Here is a 23,490-nt window from a genome sequence, read left to right as displayed (position 1 = left end):
GTTTCTTTGTGACCTACTTTTAACAATTGTAATGAAAATAGGTTCTGCAAGATTTGAATAATTACACCCTAATGTTTTAAAAGTATGTAGGTATTTTGAAGATGTATTGGGCATAGGGGAAATAAAATGTTGAACAATTCAATAAGAAAAATAATTAAACCAATCTCATTGTTAGGTTTTGTTGGTATCTCAACTTTGCTTGTCATTATTTCATTAAACAGTACGGTTAATGAGAAAACTCAGTCTTATATTATCAGCTCAGCCGATTACTCGTTATTAAAAGAAACAGTCTTAGCGCTCAACGTGGAGCCTTCTCATGAACTCGCCATTATTAATGCTGTAGCCGTTGATTTGACTCAACATCAGCTTTCCCAATTACAGAAAAGCATTGATGTTAACGTTACTCAAAACCATAAAGTAGAATTGTCAGGTGGTAAGGCCTGGGGGAAAAGAAAATGGCAACCCAAATCGGTAGTTAATGACTTAATTGATGCCACATCAGTACACGCAACGCGCAATTTTGGCGATGGTGTGACCATTGGCTTTTTAGATACAGGCCTCGACCAGTTACAAGGGACATCTACAGGCTTAGGCTTATCAACTGATTTATATGGCCGAGATAAGTTCTGGGGCACTTATGACGCGATAAATAACGCCATCAGTAATTATAGTAATGAAGAAAGTGGTCATGGTACACATGTTGCCAGTATTGCCGGAAACGCTGATTATGATGTTTACGGTAAAGTTTATGGTGTAGCACCGAACGCTTCGCTAGTAGGCATTAAAGCGTTTGATGCACAAGGTAAAGCAACTTACGCTGACGTTATCCGTGGTATTGACTGGGCTCTACAAATCAAAGATCAAATCAATCTTAGAGTGCTTAATATGTCATTCAGTGGGCCAGCCCGCTCTTATTATTGGGACGATCCTTTAAATCAAGCGGTAATGAAAGCATGGCAAGCCGGTATTGTTGTGGTTGCTTCTGCTGGCAATAGTGGTCCTGACCCTATGACAATCGGCGTTCCGGGCAACGTTCCTTATATTATTACTGTTGGTGCGATGACAGATAATTATACTGATTCTGATGAAAGTGATGACATATTAGCCACTTTTAGTGCTGCAGGACCTACAGTAGAAGGCTTTGTTAAGCCTGAAATTGTCGCACCAGGCGGACATTTATCAGGTTTGATGGCTTTTGACACTCAAATAGTTCAGGAGCATCCAGAATTTCATGATGGTGGCCGTTACTTTGAAATGTCAGGCACATCGCAAGCTGCTGGTGTGGTTTCTGGTGTAGTGGCATTAATGTTGACCCAAGATCCAACGTTGACACCAGACGAAGTGAAATGTCGCTTAATGGACAGTGCTCATGCCGCATTCGATAATAACGGTGAACTTGCTTATAGCGTTTTTCAACAAGGTTCAGGCATGATTAATGCTGCTGATGCATTAACGAGTACCGCTTCATCATGTGCGAACCAAGCATTAGATATTGCTCAAGACTTAGAAGAAAATGAACACTTTTTTGGGCCTGCCAATATTAACGATGATGGAAACTTTTATGTTGAAGGTTTAGGCGATGAGTATGTATGGCGTTTGGATGATAGTAATCTTGATGGTGATACAATAATTTGGCGAATGAATTATGCTGAAAATGCATTAGATTGGAGAAATACGGCCTCAACAGATACAATAATTTGGCGAATGAATGTTGAAACTGACACGATAATTTGGCGAATGAATCTTGAATCAGATACCATAATTTGGCGGATGAGTGTAGCTGATAACACTACCAATATTAATGTTAATAATTGGGTTGAACAACAATAGCTGATTAACACCTAAGCCACTGTTACTACAGTGGCTTTTTTATACCCTTTATTTAATACTGTAAACATTTATATCTCATTACTTTATAAGGGCTTTTTGTGAAAATAATATTTATATTTTTATTATCAATTATCATTAACTCCAGTGCTCTTGCACAAGAAATAAAACTGTTTAAAAACTTTGGTATTGATAACCCAATGTCCTACAACTTTGTTAGAACGATTGCACAAGATGAAGATGGTTTTATGTGGTTTGGTTCCTCCGAAGGCTTAGACCGTTTTGATGGGCACCAAACTCTCAGCTTCCAGCATGATAACTCTCAGCCTAACTCATTAAGCTCAAGTGTAATCAGCCGTATTCTCATTGATAAACAACAACGATTGTGGGTGGGTACTTTCGGCGGAGGTTTGAATTTATATAGACCTTCAACTCAAGATTTTTTACATTTTACCACTAAAACTAAAGATTCAGGGCTGACAAATGATAGCGTTAATGCGTTATTTGAGGATAGTGAAGGTAAAATCTGGGTTGCTACCGAAAAAGGCTTAAATGTTCTCAACTATCATGAAGGAAAATGGACAACTCAGAAAATTTTTCAAGAACTAGGGAATCCTAATAGTCTTACCCACAATGCTGTACTTTCAATTATTGAAACCCGTAATCAAGAAATTTGGGTTGGCACAAATGGGGGAGGAATTTCGGTATTTAATCTACAAGGAAATTACATTAAGTCCATTAAGTACGGTGATCAAAACAGTGCTACTTATGTTAATAAATTTGTCAGTAGTCTGTATCTAGATATGAGCGGGGATATTTGGATCGGCACAGTAGATAATGGTTTATTGAAGTATGCCGCTAACACAGAGAAATTTATTCACTATCAAAATAATGTAGATGATCAGTCAACGATTAGTAGTAATGCAATAAGTAATATTTATCAGGATTCAGAACAAAATATATGGATTGCTACGGACAACGGTTTATCTATTTATAATTATAAAACTCATCATTTCAGTCGATACAATTACTCTCCTAATAACCCATATAGTATAAGTAATGACTTCGTTCTTACTTTTTTTGAAGATAATCATAAAATGATGTGGGTAGGGACTTTTTCTGGCGTAAATCGATGGGATCCTAATATGGCAACCTTTCGACAATACAGTACGCAAACTAATCCCATTTTAAAAAATCACAATATTACTAGTTTTGCTCAATTTGATAAAGATTTTTTATATTTTAGCACCTATAGCGCTGGAATTTACCGGTTGTCACAAGATGATAATTCAATTTCAGCTGCTGTTTTTAATACCTCGTTTTCAGAATATAGAATTATGACACTGTTTGCCGATGGCAATACATTATGGGTCGGGACGCGAGCTTCAGGGTTATTTTCAATTGACTTAGAAACGAATAAAGTTAGTGCATATAAGCATGATGCTGAAAATAATAATTCTATTTCGGCTAACAGTATTACTGATATTATTAAAGATAGAGATGGCAATCTTTGGGTATCTACTTTCCATCAAGGCATTAACTTATTTAATAAAGAGGGGACTTTTAAACGTTTTATAAAGAATAAATCACACAATGAAAAAGGACCCGGTAGTAATCATGTTGTACAGTTGTTAGAGGATGACCAAGGCTTTATTTGGTTGGCAACTTTTGGTGGTGGAATAAGTCGTTTTGATCGTAAAAACCAAACGTTTACTCATTTTAGATATGAGGAAAACAACCCTAACAGTATCTCTGATGACTTTTCATGGATCATGTGGTTGGACAATAACAAAAATCTTTGGTTTGGTACTCAATCTTCAGGTTTGAGTATGTTGAGCCGCGAAAATCGTCATAATAATAACTTTTCATTTATTCACCTTGATACTAAAGATGGTATGAAAAGCTTGACCGTATATGCTATCACTCAAGACGCTTATGATGATATTTGGTTTAGTACCAATAAAGGAATTTCTCGTTATTCAATGAGTGAGAAAAGTTTTAAGCATTTCAACCTCACCCATGGCTTAGTTGATTTAGAATATACTCATTCTGCTGTATTTCGTTCAATGGACGACACCATGTACTTTGGTGCTGGTAAAGGCATGAATAGCATCAACCCAGAAAAAATTAATACTAATCAGTCAGCACCAGAAGTACGATTAACTAATGTTTTGAAGTTGAATGAACCCATGCCTCTAGGAAGTTCATTATCTAATTTAACTCAATTGGAACTTGATTACAGTGAACAACTTATTTCATTCGAGTATGTCGGCTTAAACTATGCGGATCCTAACTCAACACGTTATAAATATCGTTTGAAAGGCTTTGATGAAGAGTGGATTGATGCCGGTAAGTCACGACGAGCGACTTATACTAACTTACCTTCAGGCAGTTATCAGCTACAGGTTATTGCTGGTAATGGCGACAACCTTTGGAGTGATCCTGGTTTATCACTTAATATTACGGTAAAGCCAGCCCCTTGGAATACTTGGTGGGCATATGTACTTTATGCAGCATTGATTGCGTTATTGTTGTTAGCATATTCGCGTTTTTTAAACCGAAAACTGCTTATAGAACAGCAACAAAAAGAACTTTTTAAGCGTCAAGTTAAAGAGAAAACACAAGAATTTCATTTGAAGAATGTTGAACTTGAACAGGCAAATAAACAGCTAGAAGATGCTGCGACGGTCGATAAAGTGACGGGCGTTAAAAGTCGCCGGTATTTAGATATTTATATCGAACAAGCCAGCCAACTAATGTCTCAAATTCATGAAAACATCCTGCCCGTACAGCGCAGTCTATTGCCACGTTTATACCTTGTAATGATTAAGCTAGATAATATAGAGCAAGTAACGAATAGCCAGTTAGTTGATTTGACTGATTTGTTGCTTTATAGCCGTAATAATGATGATTTAGTTATTCGCTGGGCCAATGATACCTTTGTTATTATTGGTTACGAGAAAGATGACAATGCTCGTGAACTTGTTTCTCGCTTAACTGATCGTTTTGCCCAAGTATTAGGTCATAGCATTGAGTCAGGTATGGCTTATTCTTTTTACCCGTTTAACTTTGAGCAACCTATGGCGCTATCATGGGATCAAGTGAGTGTTCTTACCGAGCATGCATTAAAAGTGGCAAGCAATAACAAAATGAGTTGGTTAGGTTTTTATGCCCCACAGACTCAACCGTTTAACTATTTAGATGTCATTCAGCAGCAAGGCATTGACGAGTTAAGTAAACTAGTCAAATTAAAGCAGGGTTAGGCTGCATAATACCTTGTAAGTGTAAGTGTAAGTGCATTGCTGACGTTGTTTTAACTAACGGTAGCTCCGCAGATATTACAATGGTAAGTATCAATGATTACCTTATGACTTCTTATTGCTAATTTGATCTTGCCGAATAAAAATGGACAGTAATTAATAATATTTTATTCAGCTTCAAAGACAGAGGGGCTTTATACTTTAGTTAGCTATAAATTACTTCTTTATAGCTAACTTCCCTTTTATTTCAAATAGTTGGTTTGACATTCATTATAAAACGGCTATAAAAATTTGATTATAATTTAACAATAAATTGATAGATTTAAACTGTATGATTTCTGCTAGTTTCTTAGCTCTTTTCGTAAAACTTTTCCGATAGAACTTTTAGGTAATTCATTTAAAAAGATCATTTTTTTAGGGACTTTATAGGGCGTTAATAATTCTCGGCAATAACGTGTAATCTCTTGATAACAAAGATCAGCATTTGACCTTTTAACAATGAAAGCAGAGACTAATTCACCTGATTTAGGGCAGCTCTCGCCAACCACCGCGGCTTCTAAAATATCGGGGTGAGACATTAAAATATCTTCAATCTCATTGGGATAGACATTAAAACCAGAGACAATAATCATGTCTTTTTTTCTATCAACTATTTGAAAAAAACCATTGTTTTTTTGCAGTGCGATATCACCGGTTTTAAGCCACCCCTCTTGGGTTAGAACTTTTTGGGTTTCCTGACGTTGTTGCCAGTACCCTTGCATTACTTGTGGCCCTCGAACAACTAATTCTCCTGTTTCTCCTAGTTTTACTTCCTTGGCATCATCATTCCAAATTTGTACTTCGGTACCGATCACAGGTAAACCTATAGTACCTAATTGTTCTTTCCCTGGTTCATTTAATGTCACTACAGGTGACGTTTCCGATAAACCGTAACCTTCAGAGATGGTACAGCCGGTAATTTTATACCAATTATCTGTTGCGGTAGAAGTAAGGGCAGCGCCGCCGCTAATAGTAAATTTTAATGCGTCAAAGTTAACTTCTTTAATTTTTGGATGACTGCATAATCCAATAAATAAGGTATTGATGCCACAAAATCCAGTCACTCTATTTATCATTAAGGTGTCGATAAAACCTTCAATGTCTCGAGGGTTTGGGATAAGAATATTATTATTTCCTTTACTAAACACCCATAAATTCAGTAATAAGGCGTAAATATGATAAAGCGGTAATGGGGTAACAAAACATTCTTCGCCTTCAACCGCTACGTTTGATAAACGTTCCGACGCTTGCATGACATTACTTAATAAATTTTTATGGGTTAATACTGCCCCTTTGGAGACCCCTGTTGTGCCACCCGTATATTGAATGGCCGCAATGTCATTGATGTTTATTGGTTGGCGGTTAATCTTTGAAAATTCATTGCCTGATTTTAAGGCTTCACTGAAACTGATTAAATTGGCGGATAGTACTTTTTTCTCGTTGATGATTTGAGGTTGCATTAAATCTATGGCGTGAGTTGCAATAATCGTATTAATGTTAGTTTGCTCAATAATCCCAACTAATTTAGGTAGCAAATCAGCAAGAATAATAATGGCTTTCGCGCCTGAATCACTAAATTGATGCTGCATTTCACGTGCTGTGTACAAGGGATTGGTATTAACTAAAACTAACCCTGCGCGAATAACTGCATAGGCGGCAATTGGGTATTGGGTAATATTTGGTAGTTGAATAACCACCCTATCACCCGCGTTAAGCTTAGCAACTTCTAATAAATATGTAGCTAAAGCCGATGATTTTTTATCAATGTCAGCAAAGGTCAATGTCTGACCTAAACATTGATATGCACTCTCAGTGGAATTTTTGTCCATCGCTTCTTCAATTAAATCTGCAAGACTCTCATGAGCTAAGTTTAACCCACCATTTTTGGAGTCAATCGCTTGGTTTAATAATGCTGATGAGGTCGGTACTGTTGATGATTTCATAATTAATGGCTTCACTATTTGATGAGTATTTTATAAATAAGTTTGTGAATGATTTGGTTGTAAGGAGGAAAGATTAAAGAGCCTAAACTGAATTTTCCACGTGAAAAAACCGCCTTAGCTTTTGATAGTGCTAAAAACCCTTCACGCCCATGGTATTGGCCCATGCCTGAATCACCTATACCGCCAAACGGTAAATCGTCTTGTGCAACATGCATTGCAGCCTCGTTTATACATACTCCACCCGCTTTGGTTTTATTCAGAACTAGGTGCTGAGTCTTTTTATCAAAACTCATTAAATACAGCGCTAATGGATTTTCGCGTTGATTAATATAGTCTATGGCCTGTTGAATGTCGTTGTAAGGCACAATAGGCAATAAAGGGCCAAAGATTTCTTCTTGCATAACTCGCATGTCATCATGAATATTGGTGATCACGGTTAACGCCATTTTCCTCACATTGCCATCAATTTTTTCTACTGTTAATGGGGTAATCACTCCGCCTTTATTGCTCGCGTCCTCTATTAAATGGTGTAATCGTTGAAATTGTGCATTATTGATAATACCGCCATAATCTGGATTATTTTCAATATTGGGGTATAGGGAGTTAAACTGAATTTTAAGCGTTTCTATTAATTTCGGGATTTTTTCTTCAGGACAAAGTAGGTAATCTGGTGCGACACAGGTTTGACCGCTATTTAAGGTTTTTGCGACTAAAAATCGCGTTACTGCGGTCGAAATATCAATGTCTTTACCAATAATAACGGGTGATTTCCCACCTAACTCTAAAGTGACAGGCGTCAGGTTTTCTGAGGCCGCGGCCATTACTTTTTTGCCAATAGCTGTGGAGCCTGTGAAAACTATGTGGTCAAAGTTTAAATGAGTAAAATGTGCCGCGACAGAGGAACCACCACAAATTACCGTAACTTTTTCAGGAGGAAATGCACTGGCAATTAATCGTTTCATTATCCTGTTAGTGTTTGGGGTAAACTCTGACATTTTAATGATGGCAGTATTGCCGGCTGACAAAGCAGTGATTAAGGGACCAAGCGCTAAAAAAATCGGATAATTCCATGGTGTGATAATGCCAACCACGCCAAGAGGCTGGTACTGTACATGTGCTTTTGCCGGTTGGAATAACGGATGAACATGCCTTTTACTCGGCCTCATCCAACGCTTGATATGCTTAATTGCGTAATTTGCACTCAGTATGGTGGTTAGAATATCACCCAGTTTACTATCGTCTTTACTTCGATGACCAAAATCGTCACTCATAGCAATAAGTAACTCATTTTGATGGTGAGTTAACGCATTTTTTAATGCCTTAATGTCACTAATTCTTTGCTTCGCACTTGGTATTTCCACGCAGTTTTCATTTTTTTTTTGAAGTAAAAACAAACGTTCTAATTGCTCTATTTCTTCTTTGTCATCACATTCGGTATAAGGGTTATCGGCCATTAGTTTCTCTATTATACAAGCATTTCAAGTGTTCAATACTAGAATGCTTTCCTGTCTTAAATCCTAACTTTCGATGTCATTTTTTTGTCTTTCACGTCATAACAACTAATTTATAGAAAAGAGAATCTGGTTAATAAGAAGGAAATTGCACTCTGTCGTTTAAGCACCAATAGTTGTCAGGTGAAGACAGTAAACTTTAAATAATTAAGGTTATCGTATTAGGCAGTGATAATAAAAAAGTTATAAAAGAGAGTGTTTAAATGCGATTACCTTATGTGCTAATACTACTGTTGTTATCTGCTTGCCAACCGAATCAAGAAACTAAAGAAACCAGTACCTCACAGGCTGACTTAGTGAGTGATGTAGCAAGTAAGTCAACTATTGCGCATCAAGCGCAAGTTAAAAAGACGATTAACTTATCAGACGAAACCGATTTTACCCAAGCCAATAAAGGCTTGATTGCCTCTGCTGACAATCTACTAATACGTAATGCCGCCAATGACATCATTTGGAGCAACCCAGGCTACAAGTTTATTAAGGGAGAAGCGCCAAACACCGTTAATCCTAGTTTATGGCGTCAAGAAAAGTTAAATAATATTAGCGGTTTATTTAAAGTCACTGACGGTATTTATCAAATTAGAGGCTTTGATTTAGCCAATATGACGATAATTGAAAGTTTAAATGGTTGGATAATTGTTGACCCACTTACGGCAAAAGAAAGCGCACAAGCAGCTTTAAAATTTGCACAGCAACACTTAGGTAATAAACCGATCAAAGCGGTGATCTTAACTCACGCTCATATTGACCACTTTGGCGGTATTCTGGGCGTAGTAAGTGAGCAAGAAATTGCACAGCAAAACATTCGTATTATTGCCCCTGAAGGTTTTATGGACGCGGCGACCAGTGAAAATATTATTGCTGGTATTGCAATGTCACGTCGTTCTGCTTATATGTTTGGGAAAAACTTACCAAAAACAGTGACGGGTCATGTTGGCTCAGGATTAGGAAAAGGTCCCGTTTTTGGTACGTTTGACATTGTTCAGCCAACAGAATTAATAAGTGTCGATAATACTAAGCTTTCAATTGATGGTATTGAGTTTGTTTTCCAAAATGCTTCAGGCAGTGAATCCATTGCAGAGCTTACTTTTTACTTACCGCAATTAAAAGCTTTTGGTGGGGCCGAGTTAGTGTCTCGCAATATGCATAATTTATATACTTTACGCGGGGCAGAGGTTCGTAATGCCTTAGTGTGGAGTAATACAATTAATCAAGCGCTAACATTATTTGGCCAAGCAGACTTGTATTTTGGTAGTCACCATTGGCCAGTTTGGGGTAACGATCAAGTCACTACCTTTTTAAAAAATCAGCGCGATTTATATAAGTTTATTCATGATCAAAGTGTTCGACTGATGAATCAAGGTTTCACTGGCAATGAAATTGCCGAACAAATTATCTTGCCGACGTCATTGGGTAATTATTTTTCTAACAGAGGTTACTATGGCAGCCTAAGCCATAATGCCAAGGCTGTTTATCAATTTTATATGGGCTGGTTTGATGCTAATCCGGCGCATTTAAACCCTTTACCACCACAACAATCTGCAACAAAATATGTTGAGATGATGGGCGGATCTGAGCAAATATTAAAAAAATCAGCGATTTTTTATGAACAAGGAGAATACCGCTGGTTAGCCGAAATGCTCAATCACTTGGTTTTTTCTCAACCAAACAATGCACAAGCAAAATCCTTGTTAGCCAAAACATATCAGCAACTTGCATTTCAAGCAGAATCAGCGGCGTGGCGAAATTTTTATCTCACTGGTGCACAAGAGCTTACCCAAGGCGTGAGTAAAAAAGGCATTGATTTAGCGGTGATGGCAGGTATCTTCAAAAATACACCCGTGAACAAGTTCTTTGAATCAATGTCGGTTAGGTTAAACAGTGAAAAAGCACAGGCGGAACAGTTCAATATTGCAATAGTTTTTACTGATCTTGATGAGCGTTATATTTTATCGGTTAACAACTCAGTTTTACATCACTCCCTTGATAACGAAAACAGAAAAGTAGATGCGACTTTATCATTAACCCATGAGCTATTTGTCAAAATCCTCATTGGTCAGGCAGGTATTAAAGATACCTTGTTTTCAGATGACTTATCGGTAGATGGCAGCATTTGGGACCTAGTTAATTTCTTTCAGTTATTTGATAAACCCGACGGCCAATTTAACATTGTAATCCCCTAGATAGCAGAATGTCGTACTTAACATAGAAGTTGTCATGTAATGCTCAGTATTCAATTTTGTAAAAGGTCATACTGAGATTCATCATTCAGAAAAAATTAGGATTTTAATGTTTTTTATTCAAGTATGTTTTTACAAAATATTAATGATGGGATTGAAAGTGGCCATTAAGCTTATTCCACAGCCTCAGCCTGTTATTTTTACTGGGCAACATTCCTCACTTGCCCTGGTTGATCTCATCATCAATCAAAACATTAAACGAGTCTTAATTGTCACTGATAAGGTGTTATATCAATTAGGTATCACCGATAAAATTTGTCAAAAACTAGCAGAGAATCACATTGAAGTAATTATTTTTGACCAAGTAACACCTGACCCTTCTGATCTTATTATTGATCAAGGTATTAATATGGCGAAAAATAATAATTGTGACTTGGTATTAGGCATTGGCGGCGGTTCATCACTTGATGCTGCAAAAATGATTGCGGTATTAGCTACCACAAGAAAAACAGTGAACAATGTCGCAGGTTTATTAAAAATAAAAGCACAAGGCTTACCGTTATATTTATTACCAACCACCTCAGGTACTGGCTCTGAAGTGACCATGGCAGCGGTTATTACCAGTAGTAAATCTGAAGAAAAATTGTTAGTTATTTCGCCGAAGATACTACCTATAGGCACTGCTTTAGACCCCATTTTAATGCAGGGTATGCCAGCAAATATTACCGCTGATACTGGCTTTGATGCGTTAACCCACGCGATAGAAGCCTATCTGTCTATGCATGCCAATGAGCAGACTAATTTATATGCTTTAACTGCAATAAAATTAATATGTAAACAATTGCCTATCGCCTATCAAGAGGGTAATAATATTGATGCAAGAGAAGCACTTGCTGTTGCTTCTTGTTATGCCGGCTTGGCCTTTACCAAAGCTGGTTTGGGTTATGTGCATGCTATTTCTCATCAAATTGGTGCTAAATATCATCTTCCTCATGGCATGACTAACGCAATTGTCTTACCTCATGTACTCACCTTTAATAAACTGTCTTCATGTACCCGCCTGGCACAATTAGCCAAAGCAATTGGCTTAGATACAGCTAATAAAAGTGAATTGGCCATGGCAGACTTATTTATTGAAAAAATAAAAAAGTTACAGCGCACCTTAAATATTGAAGAGACGATTACGTGTTTACGTGTTGACGATATTGATGATTTAGCCAAAGCCGCTTTAAAAGAAGCACACTACCTTTACCCAGTGCCACAATATTTAGACTTAAAACAATGTAAAAAATTGTTCCAACAACTAATGCCATCATAAATTACAACGATAAAAAATTAAAAATTAAAAATTAAAAATGAGGGGAAACTAATGAAATCAAAATTATCAACGCATAATCAACGGTTGTCTAAAGCTAAGACGAAGCCTAAGTTATCAACAACATTGAGTGTACTTGCTCTATCTACCATGTTGGTGTTGCCATCGTTAGTAAACGCAAATGAAATTATTAAAGCCTTTAAAGTTAACAATAATTTTTCTGTGCAAGCGATGAAAGAAGCAGATAACAAAGCCAAAGAAGAATGGGCATACAGTGTTGGTATTCAAGCATTTATGTTCACTATACCGATGATAATGCATGATGTTCAGCGTGATTTACGTATGGATTTGAAAAAGATAGCACGCATTAAAGATAAGTGCCCTTGTGCGCCGGTTGGTCAATGGGGTCATTCATCAAAATTGGCCACTTCGAACGATACTATGCCTTATACGCCAAATAGAGATACCGTGTATTCGGGGTTATCTGTTTTTTTGGCTGAAGAGCCGGTGATCTTAGTTGTGCCACCCATTAAAGACCGATATTACTCATTGCAAATCGGCGACGCTTATATTGTTAATCAACATTATATAGGCACGCGTGCAACGGGATCTGATGGTGGAAATTTTGCCTTAGTTGGTCCTAATTGGCATGGTAAGTTACCTGATGGTGTTAAGGCATTACGCATGCCAAATAACTCTGCTTTAGTCGCGTTGAGAATTGCCACTTATACAGAAACCGATGAAGATGTGGAATTGATCAAAGCCTATCAAAAACAGTTTGATGCAGTGCCATTATCTCAATGGGGTCTTCCGAAAGAACAACGTAGTTATGATTTACCTAAACTGGCGAATACTAGTATGAAAAAAGGTAAATTAGGCTACTTTAGTTACGCTGCTGAGTTATTAAAAGAAAATCCGCCAGTTGGAGAAAATAGAGCATTATTAAACACCTTTAAACATATTGGCTTGTCAGATACTCAGGCATTTGATCCTGAAAGTTTAGATCCCGCAATTCAAAAAGGCTTGGCTAGAGCGGTTCAAGCAGGTATTGATATCGTTAAATGGAAAGTCAAATTTAGAGGAACACAAAGTGACAATAAATGGAATGTAGATTTTGTCGGTGGCAGTTATGGCAGTGACTACTTTGCTCGCGCTGAAGGCGCAGTTCAGGGGTTGTTTGTTCACTCTCCTGAGGAAGCCGTTTATTTTCATACTTATTCAGACAGCAGTAATGAGCCGTTAATTGGTAAAAACACCTATAAACTGCATTTTGATAAGGGCGAGTTGCCTAATACAGCTAAATATGGCTTTTGGTCTATCACAATGTACGGCGATGATTATCAGTTAGTAGGAAATGATATTAACCGTTATTCCATAAGAAAAAGTACCGATGGTTTGCAGTACAATGACGATGGCTCTCTTGATATTTACATTCAACCTACACCGCCCGAGGGTAATGAATCTAACTGGCTTCCAACGCCTAAAGAAGGTATTTTCAGATTGAATTATCGTGTGTATTTACCCAATCAGGAAGTGCGTCAATGGAGTTCGGTAGAAAAATATTTACCTGGCGTTAATAAAATAGAACATTAATCATTAATATCAAGCACATATAATATAAAAAATTATATGTGCTTATTTATTCTTGTAATAGTTTTTGACTATGCTGATCACGATAATGTTTAGGGCTGGTCTTGGTCCAACGACGAAAAGCGCGGGTAAAACCACTTTGATCTGAAAAACCTAACATGTAAGATATTTCTATTAAAGGTACACGTTGTTCCGCTAAAAGCTTCTCCGCCATATGATGACGACACTCATCGAGTATTTCATTAAAACTTTGCCCTTCCGCTTTTAACTTTCGTTGTAAAGTACGTAAGCCTAATGCTAAAAAGCTCGCTATATTTTCTATTTCAATTTCATCCTTTAACATATTATCTAAAATATACGCTTTTACTTTTGTTGACACTAAATCTTGGCTGAAATGCTTTAAATGTTCATCAATCCACATCTCTAGTGTTTTGGCAAGGGAGGGATTAGCAAGCATCTGTGGACGCTCTAGATCCATTAATGAATAAATGATTCTATGACCCGTTTGATTAAATAAAACAGGACAATTAAAGAATGCTTGGTATTCGTTAACAAAGTCACTTTTATCATGTTTAAAAGAAACTTCTAAGGGAGAGAAGTCTTGGGTTGTCATGACTCGAGATAATGAAATCAAGGTCGACATAAAGGCCTCAATGGCTTCAACAGCAACAGGTTCATTTTCTGGGGGAATATCAATATGCAAAACAACGGTATCGTTGATTTTTTCTAAACGGTGTTCTGCCGCATCAGTGGTCATTTTAAAATAACGCAAACTATGTTCAAAACCTTCCAGAATAGTACGACTGGAAGCAAAAGCTAGCCCAACGGCACTATAGGTATTAGGTTGAAAAAATTGCGTTAGCCGTAAGGCAAAGCATTCATCTTTACTTTCAAGTACAGCCAGTCGCCATAACACGGCCATTTTTTTTACGGGTAAACGTACTTCAGGGTTATTTTGAATGGCATCTAAATCTATATGGGCTTGAGTGAAAATCTTTTTACTATCAAGATTATAGCTTTCAATTGCTTTGGCAATAAGTAAGGCCCAACTGCCTATAGTTGTTGGTGTATTGGGAATTAATGTCATAGAACTCATTTTTATTTTATAATATATCTAATCATTAAGTTGATATAGCAGTTTAAGATATCGTCGAGAATATGTCTATATTAGAGGATTTAACTCAGTATCAATAAGTTTATGTAGAGTTATTATACAAAAATAATAAAATTAGAAAATGAATTTAATGATACAAAAAAGCCCTAGGTCACTAGGGCTAAATCATTGCAATTTTTTAACAGCAATTAATAAAAACTATACCTAAATTGCACACCAACGCTACGCCCAGGTTCGATCATGTTGGCATAACCACCTTTGGTAAAAGGTAAATCAAACGAAAAATTTCTCGTCTTTTCATCGGTAATATTCTTACCCACTAAAGCTACTTCCCATTTTTCTTCATACATTAAAGCCATACGCATATTTACTTTGGTATAAGCGTTTTGCTCAGTGAACGGGTTTAAATCTGTTGAAGTGTAAAAGTCTGAACGATAATTAACATCAATGTTGGTGATCAATTCATAATCATCAAAAATTAAGGTAGCATGTTCAATACCTATGTTCGCCGTAATATCAGGAACTAAAGCATTGGTTTCCCCCGTTAAGTCACACGAATTTCCTGTTTCATCAACATTGTCAGAGACTAAAACATTACTGGTAAAGCACTTTGCACCTTTAAAATCATCCCATTCAAAATCTAATAAACCGAGACCGCCTGCAAGGGTAACTTCATCCAAAATAGCCCAGCGGCCATCTAGCTCAATACCAGAGGTAGTTGCTTCACCCGCATTTTTAACATTAAAACCGACTTGACCATCAAAGACAGAAGTTTGTAAATCATTAAATTTCATCTGAAAAACAGCAAAGTTTAATTCAGCTGCACCATCATCTAAGGTTAATTTTCCACCAAGCTCCATAGAGATCACTTCTTCCTCTTCAAACTCAAAGTTTCCGCCTAGGTTAGATCTCGCATCAAAACCGCCAGATTTGAATCCTTGAGCACCTTTAACATAAAGTAACGTATCTTCATTTAATTGATAACTTAAGGTTAATGAAGGCGTTAAACTCTTTTCTTTTCTTGAGTCTTTTAATGAATGTTCATCAATAGTGCCATAGATACTGTTTGGGATGTTTTGCGTAGGAGATCCTAATAAAAGTGGATCTAAATAAGGAAATTGATCACCTAACATTAAGCTGTATACATTGCCAGGTAGCCCAGGTAAACCAAAGGCAGCTAAAGCACCTGCGAGTGCTGGTGGTTTGACTAATGCGGATTCTTGTATTCTTTGACCTGTTTTGGGGTCAATAACTAACATATTACGCTGACCGTCTTTTTCTTCTTCGGTATAACGTACCCCTAAAGATGCTGTTAATTTTTCACTTAATTGGTAGTCAAACTGGCCAAAAAGGGCCCATAAATTTGAATTAGACTCAAACTCACGTTCACCTCTCAAAGCAAGTGGGTATACAGAAGAAACCTCAGAATATTCTAAATCAGAACGTTGAAAATAAGCGCCGATAATATAATCAAAGGTTTCATTGCCCGGTGACGTTAAGCGAAATTCTTGACTAAATTGTTGGTAATTTTCACTAAACTCAGGTGAATATATCAGTGTTCGCGCGCTACTGTCTTGATCTTTAGCGCCATCAAGATTGTAGTCTTGCCAACCAGTTACGGAATTAAGGGTGTGATCTCCTAATTCATAGGAAAGGTTTAACGTGACATGATTAGCGGTTGATTCTTCAAACTGTTTTTCACCTAATGCCGGTGAGGTGTTAGCGGTTTTATAATCAAAATCATATTCTATTAAACTTGCTAGTAACGCTTCAGTTTTTGGTGTACCTGCTTCTTTAAGGTAAGGTTCAACCGTGACAATAACGTTTCGCCCCTTGATTTCATCAGTATCATGTTGAATTTTTAAATTTGCATTGAATTTATCACTAATGTTCCAATCAAGTGTTAAGCGTGCGGCAATGTTATCTCTTTGTGGCTCATCATTACCCGTCACAACATTTTTAACATAACCGTCATCACTTTCATATTTCATCGCAAGACGAGCACTTAAGTCGTCGGTTAAACCACCTGAAACGGTAAATTCTAGATCTTGTTTATTAAACTCAGGGACATAATAACCTTTAACCGATGCTTCAAATTCTTGAGTGGCATTTCGTGAGGTAATATTAAGCGCACCTGCGGTGGTATTCATGCCAAATAAGGTTCCTTGAGGTCCACGTAATACTTCAACGATATCAACATCTAAAAAAGAACTGCGCATTAATACCGCACGTCCGCGGTAAATTCCATCAACATACGTACCTACCGTTTGCTCAAAACCTTGGTTTGGACCTGAACCCAATCCACGCATATAAATATTATAACCTTGACCTGATTTACTCACAGTAAAGTTAGGCACATAGTCAGACATCTCTTCCATTTGTGTGATGCCATTATTCGCTAATTTATCACCGCTTACGGTCGTAATTGAAGCAGGAACATCCTGTAAACTTTGCACTCTTTTTTGTGACGTAACCTCGATCACTTCAAGTGCGTTAATGGTTTTTTTTGCATCATCTTCTATTTCTTCAGCAATACTCACTTGTTGATGAAATAACGCAAAAAGTGATATTGCAATTACAGATTTATTAAAACTAGGTGTTGTTTTCATTGATTCCCCACTTATTTTTTATATTATTGTTTAGTGATGAAGCTCAAGTTAATCGTTGAAATGATAACCGCATGACTAATTATTGTTATCATATACACTAGTTAATTTTGACTAATAAAGACTTGAACTTAAACGTCAATAATTAGCCGTCAAACGACAAATTGCTTTTAAGAAGGCTAAGTGAACCTTAGTTAACGTCTTAGTATTTTTTATCAAGTTAAACAAGGAAGGATTTCCACTAAGGAAAAATTCACCAGATTACTATATGAATAACGCTGATGCAGAGGGGCAAATATTTATAATTTAGTTAGAGGTAACCCACAGGTTAGTGAATTATTTAATGTCCGCTATTTATGAACGTTTAAGTCCTGAGTCATTCAACAACTAATACTCATTGCTTACTACCTTCTGACCAGATCAACCGTATGATTTGGTTAATACCAATATCCCAAAGTGCAAGCTCAGATATGAATTACTAGAGTTAGTTGGCATTATACCTAATCAGGTGTTGAGTCTTCTTGTGCCATTTTCTGCTGGTATTGTTTTGGCGTGCAATGATAACTTTCCTTAAAGCACCGGCCAAAATAAGTTTGTGATGAGAAGCCAACATCTAAGGCAATACGGCCTATTTGTGAACCACTCATCAGTAACTCTTGTGCCTTTTTCAAACGAAATTCTTTGATGAAATTATTAGGTGTGGTACCGAGTATCACTTTAATTTTTCGTTGTAATTGCCTCTCACTTACCGCGAGTTCTTTTGCTAGTAATGATATATCTAACTCAGGCTCGGTGTAATGTTTGGCTATTAGCGCCTCAAGTTTATGTAAAAACTTATCTTCTAGGCTACTTTCCTCTATCGTCTCTTGCGTTAATTTTGCTACATTTTTCTGGCTGGTTGTTTTTCTCTCTGCTTTTTTATCATCGTTAAATTGTTGTAAATAGCGTTTTTGTAGCTGTTGTCTGTTCGCTATTAAGTTTTGAATTCTTGTTAATAGTTCATGTTGATTGAAAGGTTTACTTAAATATTCATCAGCATTGAGCTTAAGGCCTTGTAATCTGCTTTCAAGATCAGATCTTGCGGTAAGTAGTATTACTGGAATATGTGCGGTCATTTCGTCTTGCTTTAGCTGTGTTAATACTTCAAAACCATCAATGCCAGTTAACATTAAATCACAAACAATTAAATCGGGGATGTATTCTTGCGCTAATTGTAGGCCAAGCTCACCACTGCCAGCGAGAATGCAATGATGCTGTTGCTCAATAACTTGTTTTATATGACTTTGCATATCAAGATTATCTTCGATTACTAAGACTACTTGCTGGGAATGATTGGCTTGATTACTTGTGGCGGAGCGCTGCTCTGTTAGTAATGAAGTAACTTCATTCTCGGAGATACTGATCTCTATTTCTGTTTCAATATCCTTTGCAGATGCTAGGGGCATTGAAAGGCTAAACTTACTGCCATGGCCCTGTTCACTTACTAAGGTTATGCGCCAGCCATGTGCTTTGACGAGTTCATTAACAAGTGATAAACCAATGCCAACTCCAAAAGTCGCTTGGTTTTTTACATCGTCTGCTCGTTGAAAACGTTCAAAAATTTTTCCTTGTGAAGCTTTATTAATACCTATTCCTGAGTCAATAATATCTACAATAATGGTATCTTGCTCTGCATAAGCATTTACTTGAACAGAGCCGCCTTTAGGTGTGTATTTTATTGCATTAGCAAGCAAGTTAAATATAATCTTTTCAAAAGCTTGGCCATCGCAATCTAACCACAGGTCGTCAGGGATATTACTACTAAAAGTTAAATGACTTTGTGATGCTAAACGGGAAAAAGAATCAACCGGCATCATCATTAATGTATTTAATCGGTAAGTACTCAGCGACAGTTGTGGGTTGTCACTTAAACGTGAAAGCTCTAATAGTTGCTCAACCATACGTACTAGCCGTAAGCCATTACGTTTGGCTGTTGTTAACTCTTCACTTTCAAGTTCATCTGATGTTTTGGTGATGTATCTATCTATGATGCCATTAATGATGGTTAGCGGTGTTCTAAATTCATGTGAAATGTTTGCGATGAATTTATCTTTTAATTCTAGTGCTTGTTTTTCGGCATTTTTTCTTTCTGATAAGTTAATGAAGGTTATAACAATAAGTGGCTGTGTAGCCCTTTGAGCAAATTGTAATTCTGCTTGAGCTGGAAATTCGGTGCCGTCTGAGCGCAGTGAGATACACTCAACAGAAATACCTAAATTTTTACGTTGTAATGAATAGATATTACTTTGGAAGTCAAAAAAGAAGTGCATCTCGTCTTTTTCTGCAAATAAATTACTAACAGATATACCCTTTAATTCTTGCTCAATACTTTGAAACATCTGCACCGCTGCGGGATTAGCAGATAATATTTCACCCTTAATGGTGGTAGTTAATATGGCATTATTTGAGGCGCTGACTATCGCTTTATCTTCACTATTAATTAATGCATCGGTTAAATCATCATTTAAAGAAGTGAGTTGCTGGTGTTTATTTTTTTCAGTAAATAAACTTTTTTTGAGCTTATTGCTATGACTACGACGTGTGATTGCGATACTTGATAGCAATATGGAGCCAACAAATAACCAAAATAAAATGATAATAGATTGTAGATTTGAATTAATGTTGTAAAAAAGTTTCTGTTCATAACCATATAAATGTATAACGATTGGTATGATCATAAGTAGTAAAATTGAGAGTTCAGGGCTATTTTCTTTTTCAATAGCTTTAGGTAACTTTCTTGATTTTAAGGTGATATTTGCCGTGAGTATTAATAAAAAATAAGGTAATAAATAAATAAGCTGAGCATAGTAACTGTGAGTATTTTTTAGTATGGAATTATCAAGGTAAGTATTTGTATTACCAATTAATAAAAAAGATGCGCTCAACGAAAGTAATGCAAAGGTATACCGCCATAAATTATCTTTACAACTAAATAAACACAGTATTAACTTAACAAGTATTAGCGTATTTATTACTAAGTGAAATAGTAAGGAAGGCTTGGATGTTTGGTATATTTCCTGCGAAAACCCAGCAGGTAAAAGAATAAAATAGCAAAAGCAAATTAGGGTGAAAAATACCGCTGGTACTTGACCATTAATATATTTTTTTAGTGGTAAATTACTTAAATGAGGATTGGTTTCTATTGCTAATAAAATAAAGAAATAAATAAATAGAGAGGCAAAATCCTGATAGAGATGCTGGCTGATGCTAGCGGGTGCGCCGTTTAAAAATTTACTGGTTATCACCACGAGTATCGCTAAAAGCAGGTATTGCCAAAATAGTTTAAATGAGCGAGAAGTCTTCTTTTTATAACAAAAATATAAAACGATACCACTGAATATTTGTAAAGAGAATAAGGCTACGTTTGAAACGAGTTCCGGAGAAGTTGATAGCCAACTCGCAATGAGTTGGTAAGGAATAAAGAGAATAAGGCCCGTTAAGGCTAATATTAATTGTCTAATAGCTATTTGCAATGGTTATTCCTACTTGGTCTTCAGTAATATTATTATAATTTTAAGCCATTCAATCCTTTTAAATAACACTATTACTGTAATCTATATTAACAGTTTACTTACATCAAGTTACTCAGGTCATCTAATACTCTATTAATGCAGTTTTTACTGAATCGCTAAGGCAGCGTTAGCAATAAATTTAATCGTCTTGGTTTGACTGATATTTTTTGATGGTTTACACCAATGCCAACAACTAAATAGTAATAGGCAGGTGTAACAGCGGCGGTATTACTGTAAATTAGCTACTTGCTTACTCTTTTATACGAATCACCATGACACCAATTCGCTTGACCCAATACTCACACGGCGCAGGCTGTGGCTGTAAAATTTCGCCAGCCGTACTTGATGTGATGCTAAAATCATCACTGACTTTGCCCGAGAACAACGCACTTTTAGTGGGGAATAGCACCAAAGATGATGCGGCTGTTTTTGATATTGGTAATAACCAAGCCGTGATCTCCACTACTGATTTTTTTATGCCCATTGTCGATGACCCGACTGACTTTGGTAAAATTGCCGCCTGTAATGCCATCAGCGATGTTTATGCTATGGGCGGAAAGCCACTAATGGCGATAGCTATCTTGGGTTGGCCAGTTAATCTTTTAGCACCAGAAATAGCTCAGCAAGTACTTGATGGCGCTAGAGCTATCTGTGCTGAAGCGGGGATCCCGTTAGCGGGAGGTCATTCAATTGATGCGCCAGAGCCTATTTTTGGCTTGGCGGTTACTGGCTTAATTAATACTACTGATATTAAGCGAAATAATACCGCAGGGGTTGGCGATCTTTTATATCTAACTAAGCCGTTAGGTATTGGCATTTTAACCACAGCTGAAAAACAAGGGAAATTGTTACCTGAACATGCGCAATTAGCGCCACAAGTAATGAAAACCTTAAATACCATAGGGCAAAAATTCGCAGCACTTGATACGGTTACTGCAATGACCGATGTGACCGGATTTGCACTATTAGGACACCTATTAGAGGTGTGCCAAGGTAGCGAAGTTGCTGCTGTAATCGATTTTAAGAAAGTACCAACCCTTGACTTCGTTCATGATTATATTGACCAAGGTTGTGTACCTGGTGGCTGTGATCGAAACTTTGTCAGCTATGGCGAACACGTCGGACCGTTAAGCCCAAAACAAAAAATACTTCTGTGTGATCCTCAAACCAGTGGCGGCTTACTTGTCGCAGTACAGCCAGCAGGTAAAGAAGCTTTTGAAACGCTATGTCATGATAATGGTCTGAGCCTGGAACCTATTGGCGAACTTGTGGCGGCAGTAGCAAGCGCGCCAACAGTGAGTTTATTGTAATGAGTATAAATACTTCAGAAAGCAACCGCTCAACAACAGAGCGAGCCGACAGTGCTGATTTTCGCGCTATTATTTGTAATAAAACACCTTTAATGGATGTACGGGCGCCGGTTGAATTTGAAAAAGGCGCTTTTAGTCAGTCGATTAATTACCCACTAATGAATAATGATGAACGTGCGGAAGTGGGTCTTTGTTATAAAAATAAGGGACAAGAAGCCGCCATTACGTTGGGTAACGCGCTAGTTTCAGGAGAGAGTAAAGCAAATCGATTGGCACAATGGCAAGACTTTGCACGAGAAAATCCACAGGGTTATCTGTATTGTTTTCGTGGTGGTTTACGTTCGCAAACAGTACAGCGTTGGTTAAAAGAGTCTGGCATTAACTATCCACTGATTACTGGGGGCTATAAAGCACTTCGTCAGTTTTTGTTGAATGAAATTGAACAACTAGCGTTACATCCATTTATTATTTTAGCCGGTAATACCGGTAGTGGAAAAACGCCTTTTTTGACTCAATGTGTTAATAGTTTAGATTTAGAAGGCGCAGCGGGGCATCGAGGCTCAAGTTTTGGAGGTTTCGTTACACCGCAAGCAAATCAAATAAATTTTGAAAATAAACTGGCTGAGCAATACATCAGGGGTAACTTTTCTTTAGATCAACGGTTGATCCTAGAAGATGAAGGCAGGGCAATAGGTGGGGTTCATTTACCTGAAAGTTTACGCAAAGCGATGGTATTGGCGCCAATAGTGGTGATTGAAGAAAGCTTAGACTATCGACTTGAGCAGATTTATCAAGAATACATTATAAAAATGACAGCACAGTACCAAGCTGCTTATGGTGTTGAGCAAGGTTTTATCGCCTTCAGTGAATATTTGCAGCATGGTTTATTCAAAGTACGAAAACGCATGGGTACAGAGCGTTATGGGCAATTAAAAGAAATACAGAGTGCAGCGTTAACTCAGCAGCAAAAGGGTCAACAGCAATATCACTTGGATTGGTTAAAACCTTTGCTTAGCGAATACTATGATCCTATGTATCAATATCAGTTAGGTCTAAAAGCCGAGAGAGTTATATTTCGTGGTAATAATGCGGAATGTTTAGCTTTTTTACACGATGACTAAAACCTAATTTTCATGATCTGCTCAGTTCTACGGTATCAGTAAATTTAAAAATCATATTTCACTTTAACTTCATCTATTGTAATTTATATTAACTAAATCGATTAAGCTTAAATGAGTAACGAA

General features: G+C 37.0%; 12 protein-coding genes. 7 read left to right on the top strand and 5 right to left on the bottom strand.

Features of this window, described 5'->3' with window-relative positions; translation table 11 throughout:
• Positions 1-126 precede the first annotated feature (126 nt).
• Both CXF85_RS13005 and CXF85_RS13000 read left to right on the top strand, forming a co-directional pair.
• Positions 127-1,830 (top strand): S8 family peptidase, encoded by a 1,704-nt coding sequence (locus tag CXF85_RS13005; RefSeq protein ID WP_101229089.1) that lies wholly within the window; start codon positions 127-129, stop codon positions 1,828-1,830.
• A gap of 98 nt (positions 1,831-1,928) precedes the next feature.
• Positions 1,929-5,090 (top strand): two-component regulator propeller domain-containing protein, encoded by a 3,162-nt coding sequence (locus CXF85_RS13000; protein WP_232771186.1) that lies wholly within the window; start codon positions 1,929-1,931, stop codon positions 5,088-5,090.
• A gap of 338 nt (positions 5,091-5,428) precedes the next feature.
• Here the strand turns inward: CXF85_RS13000 and CXF85_RS12995 are convergent, their stop codons facing one another.
• Both CXF85_RS12995 and CXF85_RS12990 read right to left on the bottom strand, forming a co-directional pair.
• Positions 5,429-6,955, bottom strand: coding sequence for an AMP-binding protein (locus tag CXF85_RS12995; protein WP_442871871.1), 1,527 nt, complete (start codon positions 6,953-6,955; stop codon positions 5,429-5,431).
• Positions 6,956-7,083: 128 nt separating this feature from the next.
• A complete protein-coding gene (locus tag CXF85_RS12990) occupies positions 7,084-8,523 on the bottom strand; it encodes a coniferyl aldehyde dehydrogenase (RefSeq protein WP_101229087.1) in 1,440 nt (479 codons plus the stop codon).
• A gap of 260 nt (positions 8,524-8,783) precedes the next feature.
• Here CXF85_RS12990 and CXF85_RS12985 point away from each other — a divergent pair, with 260 nt between their 5' ends.
• From CXF85_RS12985 to CXF85_RS12975, 3 genes are all read left to right on the top strand, one after another.
• Positions 8,784-10,763, top strand: a complete 1,980-nt coding sequence (locus tag CXF85_RS12985) for an alkyl/aryl-sulfatase (protein WP_101229086.1) — start codon at positions 8,784-8,786, stop codon at positions 10,761-10,763.
• A gap of 106 nt (positions 10,764-10,869) precedes the next feature.
• Positions 10,870-12,078 carry an iron-containing alcohol dehydrogenase gene (locus CXF85_RS12980; protein ID WP_101229085.1) on the top strand — a complete coding sequence of 403 codons (1,209 nt, stop codon included), beginning with the start codon at positions 10,870-10,872 and terminating at the stop codon, positions 12,076-12,078.
• 51 nt (positions 12,079-12,129) lie between these two features.
• Complete coding sequence (locus CXF85_RS12975) at positions 12,130-13,668, top strand: DUF1254 domain-containing protein (RefSeq protein ID WP_101229084.1); 1,539 nt, start codon at positions 12,130-12,132, stop codon at positions 13,666-13,668.
• Between the two features lie 46 nt (positions 13,669-13,714).
• On the opposite strand, the gene CXF85_RS12970 is transcribed toward CXF85_RS12975, so the two are convergent.
• The 3 genes from CXF85_RS12970 to CXF85_RS12960 all read right to left on the bottom strand — a co-directional run bounded on the left by CXF85_RS12970 (position 13,715) and on the right by CXF85_RS12960 (position 20,897).
• On the bottom strand, positions 13,715-14,752 hold the full coding sequence (locus CXF85_RS12970; protein ID WP_198555631.1) for an AraC family transcriptional regulator: 1,038 nt from the start codon (positions 14,750-14,752) through the stop codon (positions 13,715-13,717).
• 215 nt (positions 14,753-14,967) lie between these two features.
• Positions 14,968-17,388, bottom strand: a complete 2,421-nt coding sequence (locus CXF85_RS12965; RefSeq protein ID WP_101229082.1) for a TonB-dependent receptor — start codon at positions 17,386-17,388, stop codon at positions 14,968-14,970.
• Between the two features lie 497 nt (positions 17,389-17,885).
• A complete protein-coding gene (locus CXF85_RS12960) occupies positions 17,886-20,897 on the bottom strand; it encodes an ATP-binding protein (protein WP_101229081.1) in 3,012 nt (1,003 codons plus the stop codon).
• A gap of 311 nt (positions 20,898-21,208) precedes the next feature.
• On the opposite strand from CXF85_RS12960, the gene selD reads away from it, so the two are divergent.
• Together selD and mnmH are read left to right on the top strand one after the other, a co-directional pair.
• Positions 21,209-22,246 carry a selenide, water dikinase SelD gene (gene selD, locus CXF85_RS12955; protein ID WP_101229080.1) on the top strand — a complete coding sequence of 346 codons (1,038 nt, stop codon included), beginning with the start codon at positions 21,209-21,211 and terminating at the stop codon, positions 22,244-22,246.
• Positions 22,246-23,367 (top strand): tRNA 2-selenouridine(34) synthase MnmH, encoded by a 1,122-nt coding sequence (mnmH, locus tag CXF85_RS12950; protein ID WP_101229079.1) that lies wholly within the window; start codon positions 22,246-22,248, stop codon positions 23,365-23,367. Before selD ends, mnmH begins: the two co-directional genes overlap by 1 nt.
• The last annotated feature ends 123 nt before the right edge of the window (positions 23,368-23,490 follow it).

It is taken from the genome of Colwellia sp. 75C3, from assembly GCF_002836255.1.
Lineage (GTDB): Bacteria > Pseudomonadota > Gammaproteobacteria > Enterobacterales > Alteromonadaceae > Colwellia.
This window is presented reverse-complemented; position numbering and strand designations above follow the sequence as displayed.